Source organism: Burkholderia sp. AcTa6-5 (genome assembly GCF_017815075.1).
GTDB classification, from domain to species: domain Bacteria; phylum Pseudomonadota; class Gammaproteobacteria; order Burkholderiales; family Burkholderiaceae; genus Burkholderia; species Burkholderia sola.
Map to the genome: position 1 here is coordinate 264,826 of NZ_JAGIQE010000001.1, position 16,131 is coordinate 280,956.

Consider the following 16,131-nt stretch of genomic DNA (forward strand, 5'->3'; position numbering starts at 1 on the left):
TTATCGCTTTGCTTTCCCCGGTCGCGTGCACTAGATTCGAAGCGTTCGTCCGTTTCCGAGCGCGAGGTGAAGCCATGACGCCGTGGGAGATTCAGGGCACCGAAATGATCAGTTGCAATTGCTCATACGGTTGCCCTTGCCAGTTCAATGCGTTGCCGACCAACGGCAACTGCGAAGCGATGGGCGCGATTTCGATCGACCGCGGCCACTACGGCGACGTGGTGCTCGACGGCGTCAGGATCGCGGTGGTGTTTCAATGGCCGGGTGCGGTTCACGAAGGGAAAGGCAAGTGCCAGCCGATCGTCGACGAGCGCGCGAGTCCGGCGCAGCGCGACGCCGTGCTGAAAATCATGACCGGTCAGGATACCGATCCATTCGCGACGATGTTCTCGGTGTATGCGTCGACGCTCGAGCACGCGTTCGATCCGATCTTCACGACGATTGATTTCGACGTCGATGTCGACGCGCGGCGCGGCCGGATTCACGTGGACGGTGTGTTCGATGCCGCCGGCGAACCGATCCGCAATCCGGTGACGGGAGACGAGCACCGTGTGCGGATTGACCTGCCGCACGGTTTCGAATACGAGCTGGCCGAGATCGGTTCGGGAACGGGGCGCTCGCAGGGCAACATCGAGCTGAATCTCGACGGAACCTATGCGCAATTCGCTCGGCTGCATCTGAACAACCACGGGCTGATCCGGCATCGCGTCGCGGCATGACGCCGGTCGATACATGGCTCGCGCGCGAGCGCGCCGTCACGCTGCTCGGCATGGCCGCGCTCGTCGGCCTGTGCTGGTTTTACCTGTGGACCGGCGCGGGAACCGGCATGTCGGCACGGGAGATGACGACCGTCGCGCTGTTTCCGCATCGGCTGGCGGATGGCATGGGCAGCATGGATCCGTCTCTGCCGACCGTGATCGCGATGTGGTGGGTGATGATGATCGCGATGATGACGCCTGGCGCCGCGCCGCTCGTGATGCTGTACCGGCGCGTGCTGCGGCAGCACGGCAACGGAGCGGCGGGATCGGCGTTCACGTCGGTGGCGCTGCTGGCCGGCTATCTGACGACATGGCTCGCGTTCTCGATCGGCGCGGCGTTGCTTCAGGCGCTGCTGCAGCCGGCCGGGCTGATCTCCGCGATGATGCTGTGGTCGAAGAGCGCACTCCTTTCCGCCATCGTGCTGGCGCTGGCCGGGCTCTATCAATTCTCGCCGCTGAAACGCGCGTGTCTGCGGCAATGCCGTGCGCCGGCGGCGTTCCTGGTTGCGCACTGGCGTCCGGGCGTTGCCGGCAGTTTCCTGCTGGGCGCGCGGCACGGTGTGGTTTGCGTGGGCTGCTGCTGGTTGCTGATGGCGCTGCTGTTCGTCGGCGGCGTAATGAATGTCGTGTGGATCGTCGCGTTGTCGCTGTTCGTGTTCGTGGAAAAGGTCGTGCCCGGCGGCGATCGTATCGGCCGCGTGCTGGGTGTCGTGCTGATTGCGTGGGCCGGTGTGACGTTGATCGTGTGATGCGCGGCACCGGCTGGCGGCAGAAACACGCCGGGTGCGACGGGAGACGCTCGATGAAGATCCGCTTTCACACTGTCGCCATGTCGTTTGCGATGGCGGTCATTGCAATGCCGGCGCTCGCGGGCGGCGACATGTCGGGCATGAATTCAGGCGATGCGAGCATGTCGGCGCAGGATTCGAAAATGACCGATGCCGAAGTCAAGGAAATCGACGCCGGGCGCAGGCGCGTGACGCTGAAGCATGGCGCGCTCGACAACATCGGGATGCCGCCGATGACGATGGCATTCAGGGCCGGCGACGCGGCGATGATCCCGTCGCTGCATGTAGGCGACAAGGTTCGGGTTCGGGTGGAAAACGTCAACGGCACACTGACGATCGTGAAGCTGGTGAAGCGACCGTGACGACGATCCGGCGTGCGCACGGGTGGGCGCCGTCGGTTTTTCCCTTCTTGTGCTACGTAACGCAGGGCCGGTGTTACGTCAGTGTTATCGGAATGCCTGCCCGGGCTGAGCCGGGCAGCACGATCCGCATCCGATGCGCGCTTCCCCGCCGCGCGGCGTGGACGTCCATTGCAAGGCGACTGTGAAACTGTGAAGGAGGCCGATGGAAATGGCACGGTAGATGCTTGGTGGAGTGATCGCGCTGAATAGCGAACGGGGGCTTCCATGCAAGATCACTTCATCAAGGCGAATGCTGCACTCGCCGCCGCTGCCGCTGCGTGTGCACTCGCGGCGTGCGGCGGTGGGGACGTTACGGCACCGACGCCGGCAGGTAACACCATCGGGACGAGTACGAGCGGAACTAGCGGAACTAGCGGAACTAGCGGAACTAGCGGAACTAGCGGGACTAGCGGGACTAGCGGCATCGGCGGAACGAGCGGAACCAGCGGCACACCCGGCACGAACGGCATCATCAGTTCCGCCGGCGCAGTCGTGCTGGCCGCAGGGGCGACGCTCGGCGACGTGACGTTGCCCGGGGTCGGCAAGGCCGCGACGGCCGGGCCGGCCGACACGGTCACCGGCGTCGGCACGATCATCCGCGATACGACGAATGCCGTGAGCAACGGTATCGGCCAGATCGGCTTCACGCCGAACCCTGTCGGCGGGACGGTCGCGGGCCTCGGCACCCTCGTCGGCTCGACCGGCAACCCGGTCAACGGCCTCAGCGAAACGGTGAAGGCGCTCGGCGCCGGCCCGCTGTCGCCGCTCGCGCCGTTCGCGACGCCCGTCGGCGGCCTGCTCGACACGGTGGCCGGCGGCCTGAAGTCGGGCGGCGCCATGCTCGGCTCGGCGCTGTCGTCGGGCCCGGTCCAGCAGGCGACGCAAGCGATCAGCACCGCGATCACGCCGGTCGTGACGACGGCGGGCCAACTCACGCAGCAGGTCGGCACCGCAACCGGCCTCGGGCAGCCGGTCGCGGGCCTGCTCGGACAGGTCGGCGGGGCGATCACGTCGGCCGGATGGCAGGTGACGTCCACGTCGCCTCAGCCGATCGTCGGCGCTGCCGGCAGTCTCGTCCGGGCGGTCGGCAACACGGTGACCAATGCGGGCGGCCTCGTGAACCCGAGCGGCGCGAATGGCGCGGCGCCGATTGCCGGTCTGGTGACGAGCGTGGTCGGCGGCATCCCGGCGACCGTGCACAACGGCTCCGCGACCAGTACGAGCGGCGGCGGCTCGTCGCTGGGCGGTCTCTCCAATCCGCTCGCGCCAGTGACGTCGCCGGTGGGCGGCCTGCTCGGCGGCGTGGCCGGAAAATAGCCGGCCCGTGCCGCGTCATACGGGAACCCGGCCGAATGACCAGGGAAGGACCGCCATCGGCGCTCACGGGTCCCGCCCGGGACCATCGGACAATCCCGAAACCGTGGCCCGCTACCTGCGCGTGTCGCCGGGCTTCGACGCCGGCCGCGCGAGCCCGCGCGCCGGCAGCGGCGTCGACATCACGATCGACGTGCGCGTTTCGCCGTACAGGTTGATGCGTTCGATCAGCTGTTCGAGATGGGCCATGCTGACGGCGACCAACCGCATCACGTACGAATCCGCGCCCGTCACGTGATGGCATTCGACGACTTCGGGAATCGTCTCCAGCAGCTTGAGGAACTTCGCTTTCGCCGGTTGCTGCACCGTGATGCCGATCAGCGCGCTCACCGGATAGCCGGCCGCGGACGGATTGATCCGCGCGGTGTAGCCTTCGACCACGCCGGCTGCTTCGAGCCGCTTCACGCGTTCCGTCACGGCCGGCACCGACAGGTGGACCTGGCGCGCGAGCTCCGTATAGCTGAGGCGTCCGTTGTCCTGCAACAGCGCCAGTATCTTCCAGTCCAGATCGTCCATCGCGGCGGGAGTTTTTAAGGTAGAGCCGCCATTTTTCCTCAAAAACCGCATTCAGCGGGGCGCGGATTTTCCCTACGATGCCTGTTCGAGCCACTGGATGTGGGAAAGGAGCAGGCGATGTTGTTCATCAAATCCGTCGTGATGGGGCTGTCGATCGCGGTGCCGGTCGGCCCGATCGGCATGCTGTGCATTCAGCGCAGCCTGAGCCGCGGCTTCCGGGCCGGATTCGCGACCGGCATCGGCGCCGCGTGCGCCGATGCGATTTACGGGCTGCTCGGCGCGCTGGGCGTCGCGGGCATCGTCACCGCGTTCCCGATGCTGACCGTCGGCCTGAAGATCGGCGGCGGCGCGTTTCTCGTGTGGCTCGCATGGACCATCGCGCGCCAGCCGCCGGCCGCACCGGTGGGGCAGCGCGAGTTGCCGCGTACGACCGTTCTGCGCGATTTCCTGACGACGTTCGGACTCACGCTGTCGAACCCGATGACGATCGTGTCGTTCGTCGGGATCTTCGCGGCGCTCGGCCCGTTGCCGGGGGCGCGGGAAGGCGCGATGTGGGCGACCGTCGCGTGGATGGTGGCCGGGGTGTTCGTCGGCTCGGCCACGTGGTGGCTGTGCCTGAGCAGCGCGACCGCCGCGCTGCGCGCGAAGCTGTCGTTCGCGTTCATGCACGGGCTGTCGCGCATGTCGGCAGCGGTCGTCGCGGTATTCGGCGCGATCCAGCTGGTCGCGGGCGTACGTGGCTTGATCTAGGCGCGCGGGGCAGCGCGGGTCGAGCGGATCGCGTCGACCGTCGTCCGGATATGGGCGAGCAGCTCGAGCATCACCGTTTTCCGGAAGTACTGGTTGATCGCATGCTGACGACGATATCGGACGGCAGCGCCTCGATCGCGTGCCGAACCGACAGCAGATCGTCGACGAGCCGTGTCAACGCGTCGGGTTCCCATGTGTCGAGCGCAACGGCGATGTCGTCCGGCCAGAGGCCGAGCGCATCGATGCCGCAGCATCCGGCGACACAGTGGATCTCCAGCGCGTCGATCAACGGCATGACGGCCGCCAGATGCGGATCGACGTCGATCGCCTGCGCGTGGCCGCCGGCAAGATCGCCGCAGGCGATCCAGCGATCCGGGCCGATGCCGATGTCGTTCTTGTGTGCGTTGCCGTTCATCTTCGCTCAATTCGATGCGTGCAAATGCAAGTGCGCATGCACGAAGCGTGCGATTTCCTGGCTCAGCTCGATATCCTCCGGCGCGCCCATGAACCCGCCGTGCGGCATCCCTTCGAATATGTGCAGTTCGGTCGGCGCCTGTGCGCGGCGCAACGCGCGATGCAGCCGCACGGCGTTCGACAGGAACAGGTCGCGCGTGCCGCTCTGGATGAAGGTCGGCGGGAAGCCGGCCGCGAAATCGCCGAACAGCGGCGACAGATACGGATGGGCGAGATCGGCGCCGTTCGCGTAGAGCAGGTTGTTCGCCATCAGCGGCGCCGGCAGCACGACATCGACGAGCCGGTTCGTTTCGAAGCTGTCGCCGGATTCGGTCAGGTCGGCTTCCGGCGACAGCAGCACCAGCGCGGCCGGCAGCGGCAGGCCCTCGTCGCGGGCGCGCAGCACCATCGCGGCCGCGAGATTGCCGCCGGCCGAACGGCCGCCGATGACGACGTTTTCCGGTGCGTAATGCTTCAGCACGTAGGCATAGGTTGCGACGCAGTCGTCGAGCGCGGCGGGATACGGATGCTCGGGCGGCATCCGGTAGTCGACGCCGTAGCATCGAATGCCGAGCCGGTCGGCCTGCATTTGCGCGCCGGCACGGCACGCGGCGCCGCCGCCGACGATCAGCGCACCGCCGTGCAGGTCGATGATTGCGCATGCGCCGGACAGCGCCGCTTCGGGTGTCGCGACGTGCACGTCCGCAGCGCCGACCCGGATCGTCTCGACGCCCGAACGCAACGAGCCGGCGAACTGCGCGACAGCGGTCGCGTAATGCGCGTCGGCGCTGGCCTTCACGCGCATCCATGCGTCGATGTCGTCGACGGCCGGCATCGCGTGCAGCGCGTTCAGCGGCACGCCGTCGTCGCCGGTCAGGCGTTGCAGCGCGGCGCGCGCTTCATCGCTGATCGAGGTCGGGAAGGGAACGACACGGCTCGGCAGCACGACGCCGTCGGGTTTGTCTGTCATCGCTTGGGTTCCGTTCGGGGCGTCATGCGGGCGAAGGCCAGTGGCGCAGCATCGCGTCGAGCGCATCGAGGCTGCGCGACCACGACGCGTCGGCATCCGGTGCGCTGTGCGAGAAGCCGCCGGCGTTTTCGAGCGTCACGTAGCCCATGAAGAAGCCGCCGAGCAGGCGGATCGCATGCGCGTGCTCGGCATCCGGCAGGTCGTAGCTGCGCAGCACCGCCGACGTCATCCTGACGAGCTGCCCGCCCGCGCTCGCGGCGGCGCGCTCGGCGCCCACCGGATGGCGCGCGGCGGCGAAGCGGCCCGGATGCGCCCGTGCGTAGTCGCGATAGACGTTCGCGAGCGCGGCCAGCGCGTCCTTGCCGGTGCGGCCGGCCAGCGCGTCGGCGGCGCGATCGGCCAGTTCCTGCAGCGCGAACAGCGCGATGCGGCTCTTGAGATCGTCGAAGCTCGGGATATGGGAATACAGGCTCGCCAGCTTCACGTCGAAATGCCGCGCGAGCGCCGCGCCGGTGAGGTGCTCGAAACCGGCTTCATCGGCGAGTTGCGCGCCGGCTTCGACGAGTTTGTCCACGGTAAGGCCGGCACGCGCCATGACGAATGCTACGAAGATTAGTCAAAAACCTAATTCTATTAGCTTTCGGCGCGATGTCAATTTCATGCGCGTGCCGGCGTGGCGCGTTGCGCCGATGCGTGGGGCCGTCAGAACGTATAACTGACCTTGCCGAACGCGGTACGCCCGAGCGTGTTGTAACCGTACGCGGTCATGTACTGCCGGTCGAACAGGTTCGACAGCGATGCCGACACCGTCAGGTGCGAATTGATCCGGTACGACGCGCGCAGGTTTACCGTCAGGTACGACGCCAGATACTGCCGGTTGGCCGGATCGTCGAACGTCGAGCCGCCGTACAGCAGCGACGCGCCCGTGCTCAGCGCATGCAGCTTCAGTTCGTCCCACGTGTGATCGACGTTCAGGCTGACCGTTTGCCGCGGCCGGCGGCTCAGCCACGTCCGGTTCGTTTCGTCCTGCGGATTCAGGATGCCGACCGCGACGCTGATCGGCGTCGAGCGGCCGATCGTGCCCTTGTACGACAGGTCGATGCCGCGAATATGCGAGCGGCCGATGTTCATCGGCGAGAACGTCGCCGGGTTGTACGCGATCAGGTTGTTGACGCGCGTGTCGTAGATCGCCGCGGTGAACGTGCCGTACGCGGTGTTCGCGTCGAGCGCGGCCTCGACCGACGTGCTGCGTTCCGGGCTGAGGTTCGGGTTGCCGTAGCCGGGGTAGTACAGGTCGTTGAACGTCGGCAGCCGGAACGCGTTGCCGTACGACATGCGCGCCGTGTAGACCGGCGTGATCGCCCACGACAGTGCGGCGTTGCCGGTGTTCACCGCTTGCCCGGCGATGATCTCGTGACGGCCGGCGACGAACATCGTTACGCTGCCGAGCGTCGCCGACTGGTGCAGCGAGAACGCGGAATCGTTGCGCGTCGGCACGCCGCCGGGAATGTCGACCGGCAGGAACGCCTGTTCGCGCGTGAAGTCGTACGCGAGCTTCGATTCGCCCGACAACGGCAGGCCGAACAGGTGGAATCCGTGCTCCTGATGAGTCAGCGACGTCGACGTGCTGATCCGCTGCGAATTGATCTGGTCGGTCGCGAGGGCCGGGTCGTCCGCGTAGATGAACTGGCGGTCGTTCGCATAGCCGAACGACTGGTCGAACTGCGTATCGGGCGTGATGTCGAGATGGAACGCAACGCCCGTCGTCAACTGGTGGTCGAGCTCGCGATTCGCGTAGCCGCTGTTGTCGTAGGACAGATCGGAGCGGTGATACAGCGCGAACGTCGAGATCGACCAGTTGTCGCGCGCATAGCCGAGCCGCGCGTCGAGATCCTGCGCGTGATACGGATTGCGGCCGTCTTCGTGGCCGTAGAAGAACGGCCGCGTCGCATCGATGCCGGCCGTGTTGTAGTCGTGCAGCCCGAGCGAATAGGTGAGGCCGCCGAGCGCGGCCAGCGGCCCGGTCGACGGCACCGTGCCCGACGTGCGGAACTGCGTGTCGAACGTCTTGTTCGAGCCGCCGCCGGCCGACACGGTGGTCCGGTTCGGCTGGTTGGCGGCGCGGCGCGTGAAGAGTTGCACGACGCCGCCCATCGCGTTGTTGCCGAACGACGCGGCGGCCGGGCCGGAGATCACCTCGACGCGCTCGAACGCTTCGGTCGGCAGGTCGGCCCACGGCGCGATTCCGGTGGTCGGCGAGCCGATCCGGATGCCGTCGATGAACACGGCGACCTGACTCGCCGACGAGCCGCGGATGCTGACCGACGCGGACGAGCCGGGCCCGCCGTTCTGCGCGACGGTCACGCCCGGCAGCGTCGCGAGCGCCTGCGTGATGCTCGGGTCGGCGGGCGACAGCCGGTCGAGGTCCTCGCGCGTGAGCACCTGGGTCGACGCATAGCGTCGGTCGAACGATTCGGGCAGGTGCCGCGTGTCGGTCACGCTGATCGTCGGCAGGTCCGCGCCGGGCGCGGGCGCGGCGGGCTGCGCGAGCGCCGTTTCGCCGGCCGCGTGGGCGAGCGGGGAAAGCAGCGCGGTGGCGGCGGACGTGGCGAGCAGGTGACGAATGTTCATGAGGCGGCGGGACGAGGCGTGTGACGTGTACGGCGATCGCGGGCGGAGGGCGGGCAGGTGGCGCATGCCGACGGCGCGTCGGTGCGACGCTTCGGGTCGGGAAGCGGATTCGGGAACGATGGACATCTGACGGATCCTGAGGTCGGGCCGTCCATGCAACGGGCGACCGCCGGGGGCGGTGCCGCGCGCATCGGGACACCCCGCCCGGTGCGGCTGCGTGGACCTCGGGTCGATGGCAGGTCTCCTGGCTCGCGGGTCCTCATCCGTGCAGGCCTTCCCGGTTTCCCAGTGGCATGCGGTGGCACGGATTCGCCGCTCACAGTTGCGGGGGCAGCCGCAGATTCGGGGCGTTGCCCCTGCTGCGTTCCCTTTTGATCCCGTCTCCGGGAACCATCAGCGCGCAAGGGTAATGGCGGGCGGTCAGGGACGTCAATCGTCCGGCCGCGCGCGGGTGCGAAAAAACGTCATTGCCCGGCGGCGGCTTTCCGAATCCTTTCGTTCGAGGGGCGCGGGCCGTGTTTCAGGTCTGAAGAAACGGCCGGGTTCGAACGCGTCCGGTCGCGCCGGAACCGGCGGCCGTCGTTCCGAAGGCCGACGGCCGGCGCGTGTCGTTATCGATGCGTGCCGCGACGCTCAGGCCGGTGCCGACACCAGCGCGCAGAAGTTCTCGAGATCGACGTTGCCGCCGCTGATCACTACGCCGACGCGCTTGCCCTGCAGCGCATCCTTCATTCGGCGCACGGCGGCGAACGACAGGCAGCCGGTCGGCTCGACGATGAGCTTCATACGCGTGGCGAAGAAGCGCATGCAGTCGACGAGTTCCGCGTCCGTCGCGGTGAGGATGTCGTCGACGTCGCGACGCAGGATCGGGAACGTGAGGTTGCCGAGGTGCTGCGTCTGCGCACCGTCGGCGATCGTGCGCGGGGTGTCGATGTGCACGATCGTGCCGGACCGGAACGATTGCTGCGCATCGTTGCCGGCTTCGGGCTCGACGCCGTACAGCTTCGCGTGCGGCGACAGCGCACGGGTGGCGAGCGCGGTGCCCGACAGCAGCCCGCCGCCGCCGAGCGGCGTGAACACCGCGTCGAGCGGGCCGACTTCGTCGAACAGTTCCTTGGCCGCGGTGCCCTGGCCGGCGATCACGTCCGGGTGATCGTAGGGCGGCACCAGCGTGAGCCCGTGCTTCTCGGCGAGATCGCGCCCGATCTGCTCGCGATCCTCGGTGTAGCGATCGTAGGTCACGACGTTGCCGCCGTAGCCGCGCGTCGCGGCCATCTTCGCGGCCGGCGCGTCCTGCGGCATCACGATCGTCGCGGGAATGCCGAGCATGCGCGCCGACAGCGCGATCGCCTGCGCATGGTTGCCCGACGAGAACGCGACGACGCCGTGGCGCCGCTGTTCCGCGTTGAAGCGCGACAGCGCGTTGAACGCGCCGCGGAACTTGAAGGCGCCCATGCGCTGCAGGTTCTCGCACTTGAAGAACACCTGCGCGCCGAGCGCGTCGTCGATCGTCCGCGACGTCATCACCGGCGTGCGGTGCGCGTGGCCTTCGAGCCGGGTCGCGGCGGCGGCGACGTCGTCGTACGTGGGGAGAGCGGGAGAGTTCATGGTTGCTGGAGGATTGAAAAGTCAGTCGACTGGAATGGGGGGCGCACCGGGTCACTTCGCATCGTTGTAGACGGTGGCGCGCGACACGCCGAGATGCTGCGACACGATCTCCATCGCGCGGCGCACCTCGAGGAAGCCGTCGGCCTTCAGCGTCTGCATCAGCTCGCGGCGCTGGTCGGTCTTCAACTCGCGCGGCGTCGTCGCAAGGCGCGTCGCGAAGGCGTCGATGCGCTGCCGGATCGCGTCCGCGCCGGCCGGGTCGAGCGTGTCGACGACGGCTTCGCCGTCCGTGCGGCAGAACTGGTTCAGCATGCCCTGGAAGCCGCGGAACAGCGTGACGTCGGCATTCAGGCACAGCGCGGCCACATAGCGCCCGGTCGAATCCTTGATGCCGATCGACGTGCTTTTCGCGGTGCGGCCGTCGGCGAAGCGGTTCGGGTAGTTCGCGAGCACCTGCGGGAAATCGTCGTCGGCGATGCGCGCGAGGCCGAGTTCGGTCGCGGGATCGCCGACCGCGCGTCCGGACAGGTTGTTGTGGATCGCGAGGATCGCGTGCTCCGGCGTGCGCAGGTCGTGCACGACGACCTCGGTGAACGGCGCGAACATCTCGCCGAGTCCTTCGGCGATGCGCTGCACCTGTTCGATCAGCGATGCCTGCTCCGACAGCAGCGGTTTGCGGGTTGTACTCATGCGTGATCCTGGTGTGTCGGGGCGTCCGTCGTTTCCGGCCGCGTGATGTCGGCCAGCAACGGGCGCGCGATCCGGACGTAGTCGGTCGCGTCGAGCACGACCGAGCGATCGAGGCGGCCCGCGTTGAACGCGATCTCGGCGTTGCGCTCGACCAGCGCGGGATCGACGACGAGCGCCACGTTCGTATCGAACACGAACGGCGGTACGGCGCCCATCACGCAGCGCGTGACGGCGGCCGCGACGTCGGGCGACGCGAGCGTCGCCTTGCGCCGGCCGACCGCATCGGCGACCTTGCGAAAGTCGATTTTCAGATGGCCGGGAATCACCGCGAGCGCGGCGCCGTCGCCGCCATCCTTGAACGTACAGAGCATCGCCTTCGCGCCCTGTTCGGGGCGGGTGCCGCGCAGCGCGGCGATCGCGTCGGATTTGCCTTCCGCCGGATGCTCGAGCACGCGAAAACGCGCGCCGGATGTCGTCAGCAGTTCGCAAAGCGTGTCGAAAACGGGAGAGTCGTTCATGTCGCTCCAGGCAGGCCCACGCGTCGAGGCGCACGGGTCAAATAATCGTCCAAGTATAGACGTTTTGTCATTGATATGACAAAGGGCGGCGGGCGTCGTGGCGCCAGTGTGCGCGAAGCGCGCCGATTCTTCAGCAGCCGAAAGGGGGTTTCATATTGCGGGATGCAGGCCGAATTCCTGCCGCCGCGTTTTACCGCCGCTTGAAACCGTGTTTTGCATCGCAAAAACGACTGGCTATCTAATTGAAAAACAAGAGAAATTTATATCTTATGTCTTATATAAGACTTCGCCGAAAACGCGTGGGACAGGATTACTATTGAGTCCATGCAGTTCGCTTCGTCACACGCGGCGGGCACGCTGAACCCCTTTACTCAAATGCGCTTCGTTCCCAGGAGATAGACATGTCCCAATATCAAGACGACATCAAGGCAGTGGCTGGCTTGAAGGAAAACCACGGCAGCGCGTGGAATGCCATCAGCCCCGAGTATGCGGCCCGCATGCGTGCCCAGAACAAGTTCAAGACCGGCCTGGACATCGCGAAGTACACCGCGAAGATCATGCGCGCCGACATGGCCGCGTACGATGCCGATCCGTCCAAGTACACGCAGTCGCTGGGTTGCTGGCACGGCTTCATCGGCCAGCAGAAGATGATCTCCATCAAGAAGCACTTCAACAGCACCGAACGCCGCTACCTGTACCTGTCGGGCTGGATGGTCGCCGCGCTGCGCTCGGAGTTCGGCCCGCTGCCTGACCAGTCGATGCACGAAAAGACCTCGGTCAGCGCGCTGATCCGCGAGCTTTACACGTTCCTGCGCCAGGCCGACGCCCGCGAGCTGGGCGGCCTGTTCCGCGAGCTGGATGCCGCGAAGGACGCGACTGCGAAGGCCGCGATCCAGCAAAAGATCGACAACCACGTCACGCACGTCGTGCCGATCATCGCCGACATCGACGCCGGCTTCGGCAACGCGGAAGCGACCTACCTGCTGGCCAAGCAGTTCATCGAAGCGGGCGCGTGCTGCATCCAGATCGAAAACCAGGTGTCGGACGAGAAGCAGTGCGGCCACCAGGACGGCAAGGTCACGGTGCCGCACGAGGATTTCCTCGCGAAGATCCGCGCGATCCGCTACGCGTTCCTGGAACTGGGCGTGGACGACGGCATCATCGTCGCGCGGACCGATTCGCTGGGCGCGGGCCTGACCAAGCAGATCGCCGTGACGAACACGCCGGGCGACCTGGGCGATCAATACAACGCGTTCCTCGATTGCGAAGAACTGTCGGCCGACCAGCTGGGCAACGGTGACGTCGTCATCAAGCGCGACGGCAAGCTGCTGCGTCCGAAGCGCCTGCCGAGCAACCTGTTCCAGTTCCGCGCCGGCACGGGCGAGGCGCGCTGCGTGCTCGACTGCATCACGTCGCTGCAGAACGGCGCCGACCTGCTGTGGATCGAAACCGAAAAACCGCATATCGCGCAGATCGGCGGCATGGTCAGCGAGATCCGCAAGGTGATCCCGAACGCGAAGCTGGTGTACAACAACAGCCCGTCGTTCAACTGGACGCTGAACTTCCGCCAGCAGGCCTACGATGCGATGAAGGCCGAGGGCAAGGACGTGTCGGCTTACGACCGTGCGCAGTTGATGAGCGTCGAATACGACGAAACCGAACTGGCCAAGCTCGCCGACGAGAAGATCCGCACGTTCCAGGCCGATGCATCGCGTGAAGCAGGCATCTTCCACCACCTGATCACGCTGCCGACGTACCACACGGCTGCGCTGTCGACCGATAACCTGGCCAAGGAATACTTCGGCGACCAGGGCATGCTCGGCTACGTGGCGGGCGTGCAGCGCAAGGAAATCCGTCAGGGCATCGCGTGCGTGAAGCACCAGAACATGTCCGGTTCGGACATCGGCGACGATCACAAGGAATACTTCAGCGGCGAAGCGGCGCTGAAGGCAGCGGGCAAGGACAACACGATGAACCAGTTCTGATCATCGTCAGATCCGCAGCACGACGCCAGCTCCTCGGGGCTGGCGTTTTTTTGTCTGCGCGATCGCCGTGCGTTACCCGTACATGGCCTTTACGACGTACTGCGTACTGGCTCGTCGACACCACGTCGATCGGTTCGAAATCGATGAAACGCCCGCGGCGGTTCATCATCTCGGCGCACATTGCGCTGGAATTTCTCGTCATTGCGAACGCTGTCGAACAGCGTGCGCACGTATTACCCCGGATTGCCGCGCGCACCGTTTTAAGCAGGGGCGTGCATCGGGTATTCGAACGGGATGTTTGTGTACACAACCTAATTCAGGGTTTGCCTGAGTAGCGAAAACGCTAACTCGCACGGCGCGGGTTCGCGTGGTTCGTGCGCACGGCCGGCAGGTTGAAATTGCCGTTCGTGCGAAACCCTTGCGGGGCGGTCGTCGCGCTCGTTTCGTCCCCAAAGCGCGCGGGACGACGCCGTAAAAAGCGCCTGTCTGCAACGCGCATGCCGGCACGTCGTCACAATTGTTTCTTGTTGCAACGCAACGCCTCGTCAATAACGGCGATGGTATGCTGGCCGGCATGGAGTTGTATGGCAGGTTGCTTGCATGGCGAAACTCGTGTTCGCACTTTCTAACGAGACTTCATCTTCTCTCGCCCGCATCGCGGCATCGACGCGCGCTCCGCTCGCGCGTCCCGTCCTGCGCGCCGCATCTTCCTGCGCTCCGCACGCATTCCCCATCTCGCGGGCTCGCCCCGCATCCCCCATCCCCGCCCAATAATCTGGAGACATCCTCATGTCGCAAAACACTTTGGCCGAAGCGACACACGGCCCGCTGATCGCTCCGCCGGCCTTCGTCAAACATCGCAAGCTGATCGACTGGGTCTCGCGCATCGCGGCGCTCACGGAGCCCGAGCGTGTCGTGTGGTGTGACGGATCGCAGGAAGAATACGACGCGCTGTGCCAGGCGATGGTCGACCAGGGCACGCTCACGCGCCTAAACCCGGCGAAGCGCCCGAACTCGTATCTCGCGCAATCCGATCCGTCGGACGTCGCGCGCGTCGAGGATCGCACGTTCATCTGCGCGGCGTCGCGCGACGACGTCGGCCCGACCAACAACTGGATCGAGCCGGCCGAAATGCGCGAGACGCTCAACGGGCTGTTCCGCGGCGCGATGCGCGGCCGCACGCTGTACGTCGTGCCGTTCTCGATGGGCCCGCTCGGCTCGCCGATCGCGCACGTCGGCGTCGAGTTGTCCGACAGCCCGTACGTCGCGGTGAACATGCGGATCATGACGCGCATGGGGCGCGACGTGTACGACGTGCTCGGCGAGGACGGCGATTTCGTGCCGTGCGTGCACAGCGTCGGTCATCCGCTCGAAGCCGGCCGGCAGGACGTGCCGTGGCCGTGCAATCCGGTCAAGTACATCGTGCACTTTCCGGAAACGCGCGAGATCTGGAGCTTCGGCTCGGGCTACGGCGGCAACGCGCTGCTCGGCAAGAAGTGTTTCGCACTGCGCATCGCGTCGACGATGGGGCGCGATCAGGGCTGGCTCGCGGAACACATGCTGATCCTCGGCGTGACGTCGCCGGCCGGCAAGAAGTATCACGTCGCGGCCGCGTTCCCGTCCGCGTGCGGCAAGACCAACTTCGCGATGCTGATCCCGCCGCAGGGCTTCGACGGCTGGAAGGTCACGACGATCGGCGACGACATCGCGTGGCTGAAGCCCGGCCGCGACGGCCGCCTGTATGCGATCAATCCGGAAGCCGGTTTCTTCGGCGTGGCGCCGGGCACGGGCGTGAAGACCAACCCGAACGCGATCGCCACGCTGAAGGAAAACGTGATCTTCACGAACGTCGCGCTGACGGAAGACGGCGACGTGTGGTGGGAAGGGCTGACCGACACGCCGCCCGCGAAGCTGACCGACTGGCAGGGCAATCCGTGGACGCCCGAGATTGGCAAGGAAACCGGCCGCAAGGCCGCGCATCCGAACTCGCGCTTCACCGCGCCGGCCGCGCAGTGCCCGTCGATCGACGACGACTGGGAAAACCCGGCCGGCGTGCCGATCGACGCGTTCATCTTCGGCGGCCGCCGCTCGACGACCGTGCCGCTCGTGACCGAAGCGCGCGACTGGGTCGAAGGCGTGTACATGGCCGCGACGATGGGCTCCGAGACGACCGCGGCCGCGGTCGGCCAGCAGGGCGTCGTGCGCCGCGATCCGTTCGCGATGCTGCCGTTCTGCGGCTACAACGTCAGCGATTATTTCGCGCATTGGCTCACACTCGGCAAGCAGCTCGAAGCCGCCGGCGCGAAGCTGCCGAAGTTCTATTGCGTCAACTGGTTCCGCAAGGACGCGAACGGCAAGTTCGTGTGGCCGGGCTTCGGCGAGAACATGCGCGTGCTGAAGTGGATGCTCGATCGTCTCGAAGGCACGGGCGGTGGCGGCGAGCATGCGTTCGGCGTGTCGCCCGCGTATGAAGATCTGCACTGGGATGGCCTCGATTTCACGCGCGATCAGTTCGATGCGGTGACGTCGATGAACGCCGACGAATGGCGCGAGGAACTGAAGCTGCACGCGGCGCTGTTCGATACGTTGAAGCTGCGCTTGCCGGCTGAAATGACCGAGACGATGAAGAAGATCGAGCGGCGTATCGGCGGCTGACGAGCGGCATCGACGTCACCACCTGAAAGCGGCA

General features: G+C 66.4%; 15 protein-coding genes and 1 riboswitch. Of the genes, 7 read left to right on the forward strand and 8 right to left on the reverse strand.

All coding sequences use genetic code 11. From position 1 onward, the window contains the following. The first annotated feature begins 74 nt into the window (after positions 1–74). The 4 genes from J8I33_RS01105 to J8I33_RS01120 all read left to right on the forward strand — a co-directional run bounded on the left by J8I33_RS01105 (position 75) and on the right by J8I33_RS01120 (position 3,264). On the forward strand, positions 75–719 hold the full coding sequence (locus J8I33_RS01105; RefSeq protein ID WP_124639839.1) for a DUF1326 domain-containing protein: 645 nt from the start codon (positions 75–77) through the stop codon (positions 717–719). Continuing rightward, positions 716–1,507 carry a DUF2182 domain-containing protein gene (locus tag J8I33_RS01110; protein WP_050014101.1) on the forward strand — a complete coding sequence of 264 codons (792 nt, stop codon included), beginning with the start codon at positions 716–718 and terminating at the stop codon, positions 1,505–1,507. The genes J8I33_RS01105 and J8I33_RS01110 overlap by 4 nt, the downstream gene beginning before the upstream one ends. A gap of 53 nt (positions 1,508–1,560) precedes the next feature. Then, positions 1,561–1,908, forward strand: coding sequence for a copper-binding protein (locus tag J8I33_RS01115; protein ID WP_124651106.1), 348 nt, complete (start codon positions 1,561–1,563; stop codon positions 1,906–1,908). 264 nt (positions 1,909–2,172) lie between these two features. Then, positions 2,173–3,264: a collagen-like triple helix repeat-containing protein gene (locus tag J8I33_RS01120; protein WP_209932657.1), complete on the forward strand. Its 1,092-nt coding sequence runs from the start codon at positions 2,173–2,175 to the stop codon at positions 3,262–3,264. A 111-nt stretch (positions 3,265–3,375) separates the two neighbouring features. On the opposite strand, the gene J8I33_RS01125 is transcribed toward J8I33_RS01120, so the two are convergent. Continuing rightward, positions 3,376–3,837 carry an Lrp/AsnC family transcriptional regulator gene (locus J8I33_RS01125; protein ID WP_050014099.1) on the reverse strand — a complete coding sequence of 154 codons (462 nt, stop codon included), beginning with the start codon at positions 3,835–3,837 and terminating at the stop codon, positions 3,376–3,378. A gap of 117 nt (positions 3,838–3,954) precedes the next feature. Between J8I33_RS01125 and J8I33_RS01130 the strand changes: the two genes are divergently transcribed. Beyond that, positions 3,955–4,587: a LysE family transporter gene (locus J8I33_RS01130; protein ID WP_050014098.1), complete on the forward strand. Its 633-nt coding sequence runs from the start codon at positions 3,955–3,957 to the stop codon at positions 4,585–4,587. Between the two features lie 70 nt (positions 4,588–4,657). Here J8I33_RS01130 and J8I33_RS01135 read toward each other — a convergent pair whose 3' ends face one another. The 7 genes from J8I33_RS01135 to J8I33_RS01165 all read right to left on the reverse strand — a co-directional run bounded on the left by J8I33_RS01135 (position 4,658) and on the right by J8I33_RS01165 (position 11,457). Continuing rightward, a complete protein-coding gene (locus J8I33_RS01135; protein ID WP_235356228.1) occupies positions 4,658–5,002 on the reverse strand; it encodes a DUF6331 family protein in 345 nt (114 codons plus the stop codon). A 6-nt stretch (positions 5,003–5,008) separates the two neighbouring features. After that, positions 5,009–6,010, reverse strand: coding sequence for an alpha/beta hydrolase (locus tag J8I33_RS01140; RefSeq protein ID WP_209932659.1), 1,002 nt, complete (start codon positions 6,008–6,010; stop codon positions 5,009–5,011). A 22-nt stretch (positions 6,011–6,032) separates the two neighbouring features. Beyond that, positions 6,033–6,584 (reverse strand): TetR-like C-terminal domain-containing protein, encoded by a 552-nt coding sequence (locus J8I33_RS01145; RefSeq protein ID WP_348522293.1) that lies wholly within the window; start codon positions 6,582–6,584, stop codon positions 6,033–6,035. A 128-nt stretch (positions 6,585–6,712) separates the two neighbouring features. Continuing rightward, positions 6,713–8,641 (reverse strand): TonB-dependent receptor, encoded by a 1,929-nt coding sequence (locus tag J8I33_RS01150; protein ID WP_089489393.1) that lies wholly within the window; start codon positions 8,639–8,641, stop codon positions 6,713–6,715. Between the two features lie 216 nt (positions 8,642–8,857). Then, positions 8,858–9,051, reverse strand: a riboswitch (cobalamin riboswitch). A 223-nt stretch (positions 9,052–9,274) separates the two neighbouring features. Then, the gene (locus tag J8I33_RS01155; RefSeq protein WP_209932661.1) at positions 9,275–10,249 is read right to left on the reverse strand and encodes a threo-3-hydroxy-L-aspartate ammonia-lyase; all 975 of its coding nucleotides are present in this window, start codon (positions 10,247–10,249) and stop codon (positions 9,275–9,277) included. A gap of 51 nt (positions 10,250–10,300) precedes the next feature. Further along, positions 10,301–10,939 carry a helix-turn-helix transcriptional regulator gene (locus J8I33_RS01160; protein WP_050014093.1) on the reverse strand — a complete coding sequence of 213 codons (639 nt, stop codon included), beginning with the start codon at positions 10,937–10,939 and terminating at the stop codon, positions 10,301–10,303. Continuing rightward, the gene (locus J8I33_RS01165; protein ID WP_209932664.1) at positions 10,936–11,457 is read right to left on the reverse strand and encodes a YbaK/prolyl-tRNA synthetase associated domain-containing protein; all 522 of its coding nucleotides are present in this window, start codon (positions 11,455–11,457) and stop codon (positions 10,936–10,938) included. The genes J8I33_RS01160 and J8I33_RS01165 overlap by 4 nt, the downstream gene beginning before the upstream one ends. Before the next feature lie 401 nt (positions 11,458–11,858). On the opposite strand from J8I33_RS01165, the gene J8I33_RS01170 reads away from it, so the two are divergent. Continuing rightward, a complete protein-coding gene (locus J8I33_RS01170) occupies positions 11,859–13,442 on the forward strand; it encodes an isocitrate lyase (protein ID WP_050014091.1) in 1,584 nt (527 codons plus the stop codon). Positions 13,443–14,231: 789 nt separating this feature from the next. After that, entirely contained in the window at positions 14,232–16,097 is a 1,866-nt protein-coding gene (locus J8I33_RS01175; protein ID WP_209928655.1) for a phosphoenolpyruvate carboxykinase (GTP), read from the forward strand. Positions 16,098–16,131 lie beyond the last annotated feature (34 nt).

Coding starts and splice junctions, on each gene's coding strand:
- J8I33_RS01105 (WP_124639839.1), top strand. CDS start 75: ATGACGCCGTGGGAGATTCAGGGCACCGAAATGATCAGTTGCAATTGC.
- J8I33_RS01110 (WP_050014101.1), top strand. CDS start 716: ATGACGCCGGTCGATACATGGCTCGCGCGCGAGCGCGCCGTCACGCTG.
- J8I33_RS01115 (WP_124651106.1), top strand. CDS start 1,561: ATGAAGATCCGCTTTCACACTGTCGCCATGTCGTTTGCGATGGCGGTC.
- J8I33_RS01120 (WP_209932657.1), top strand. CDS start 2,173: ATGCAAGATCACTTCATCAAGGCGAATGCTGCACTCGCCGCCGCTGCC.
- J8I33_RS01125 (WP_050014099.1), bottom strand. CDS start 3,837: ATGGACGATCTGGACTGGAAGATACTGGCGCTGTTGCAGGACAACGGA.
- J8I33_RS01130 (WP_050014098.1), top strand. CDS start 3,955: ATGTTGTTCATCAAATCCGTCGTGATGGGGCTGTCGATCGCGGTGCCG.
- J8I33_RS01135 (WP_235356228.1), bottom strand. CDS start 5,002: ATGAACGGCAACGCACACAAGAACGACATCGGCATCGGCCCGGATCGC.
- J8I33_RS01140 (WP_209932659.1), bottom strand. CDS start 6,010: ATGACAGACAAACCCGACGGCGTCGTGCTGCCGAGCCGTGTCGTTCCC.
- J8I33_RS01150 (WP_089489393.1), bottom strand. CDS start 8,641: ATGAACATTCGTCACCTGCTCGCCACGTCCGCCGCCACCGCGCTGCTT.
- J8I33_RS01155 (WP_209932661.1), bottom strand. CDS start 10,249: ATGAACTCTCCCGCTCTCCCCACGTACGACGACGTCGCCGCCGCCGCG.
- J8I33_RS01160 (WP_050014093.1), bottom strand. CDS start 10,939: ATGAGTACAACCCGCAAACCGCTGCTGTCGGAGCAGGCATCGCTGATC.
- J8I33_RS01165 (WP_209932664.1), bottom strand. CDS start 11,457: ATGAACGACTCTCCCGTTTTCGACACGCTTTGCGAACTGCTGACGACA.
- J8I33_RS01170 (WP_050014091.1), top strand. CDS start 11,859: ATGTCCCAATATCAAGACGACATCAAGGCAGTGGCTGGCTTGAAGGAA.
- J8I33_RS01175 (WP_209928655.1), top strand. CDS start 14,232: ATGTCGCAAAACACTTTGGCCGAAGCGACACACGGCCCGCTGATCGCT.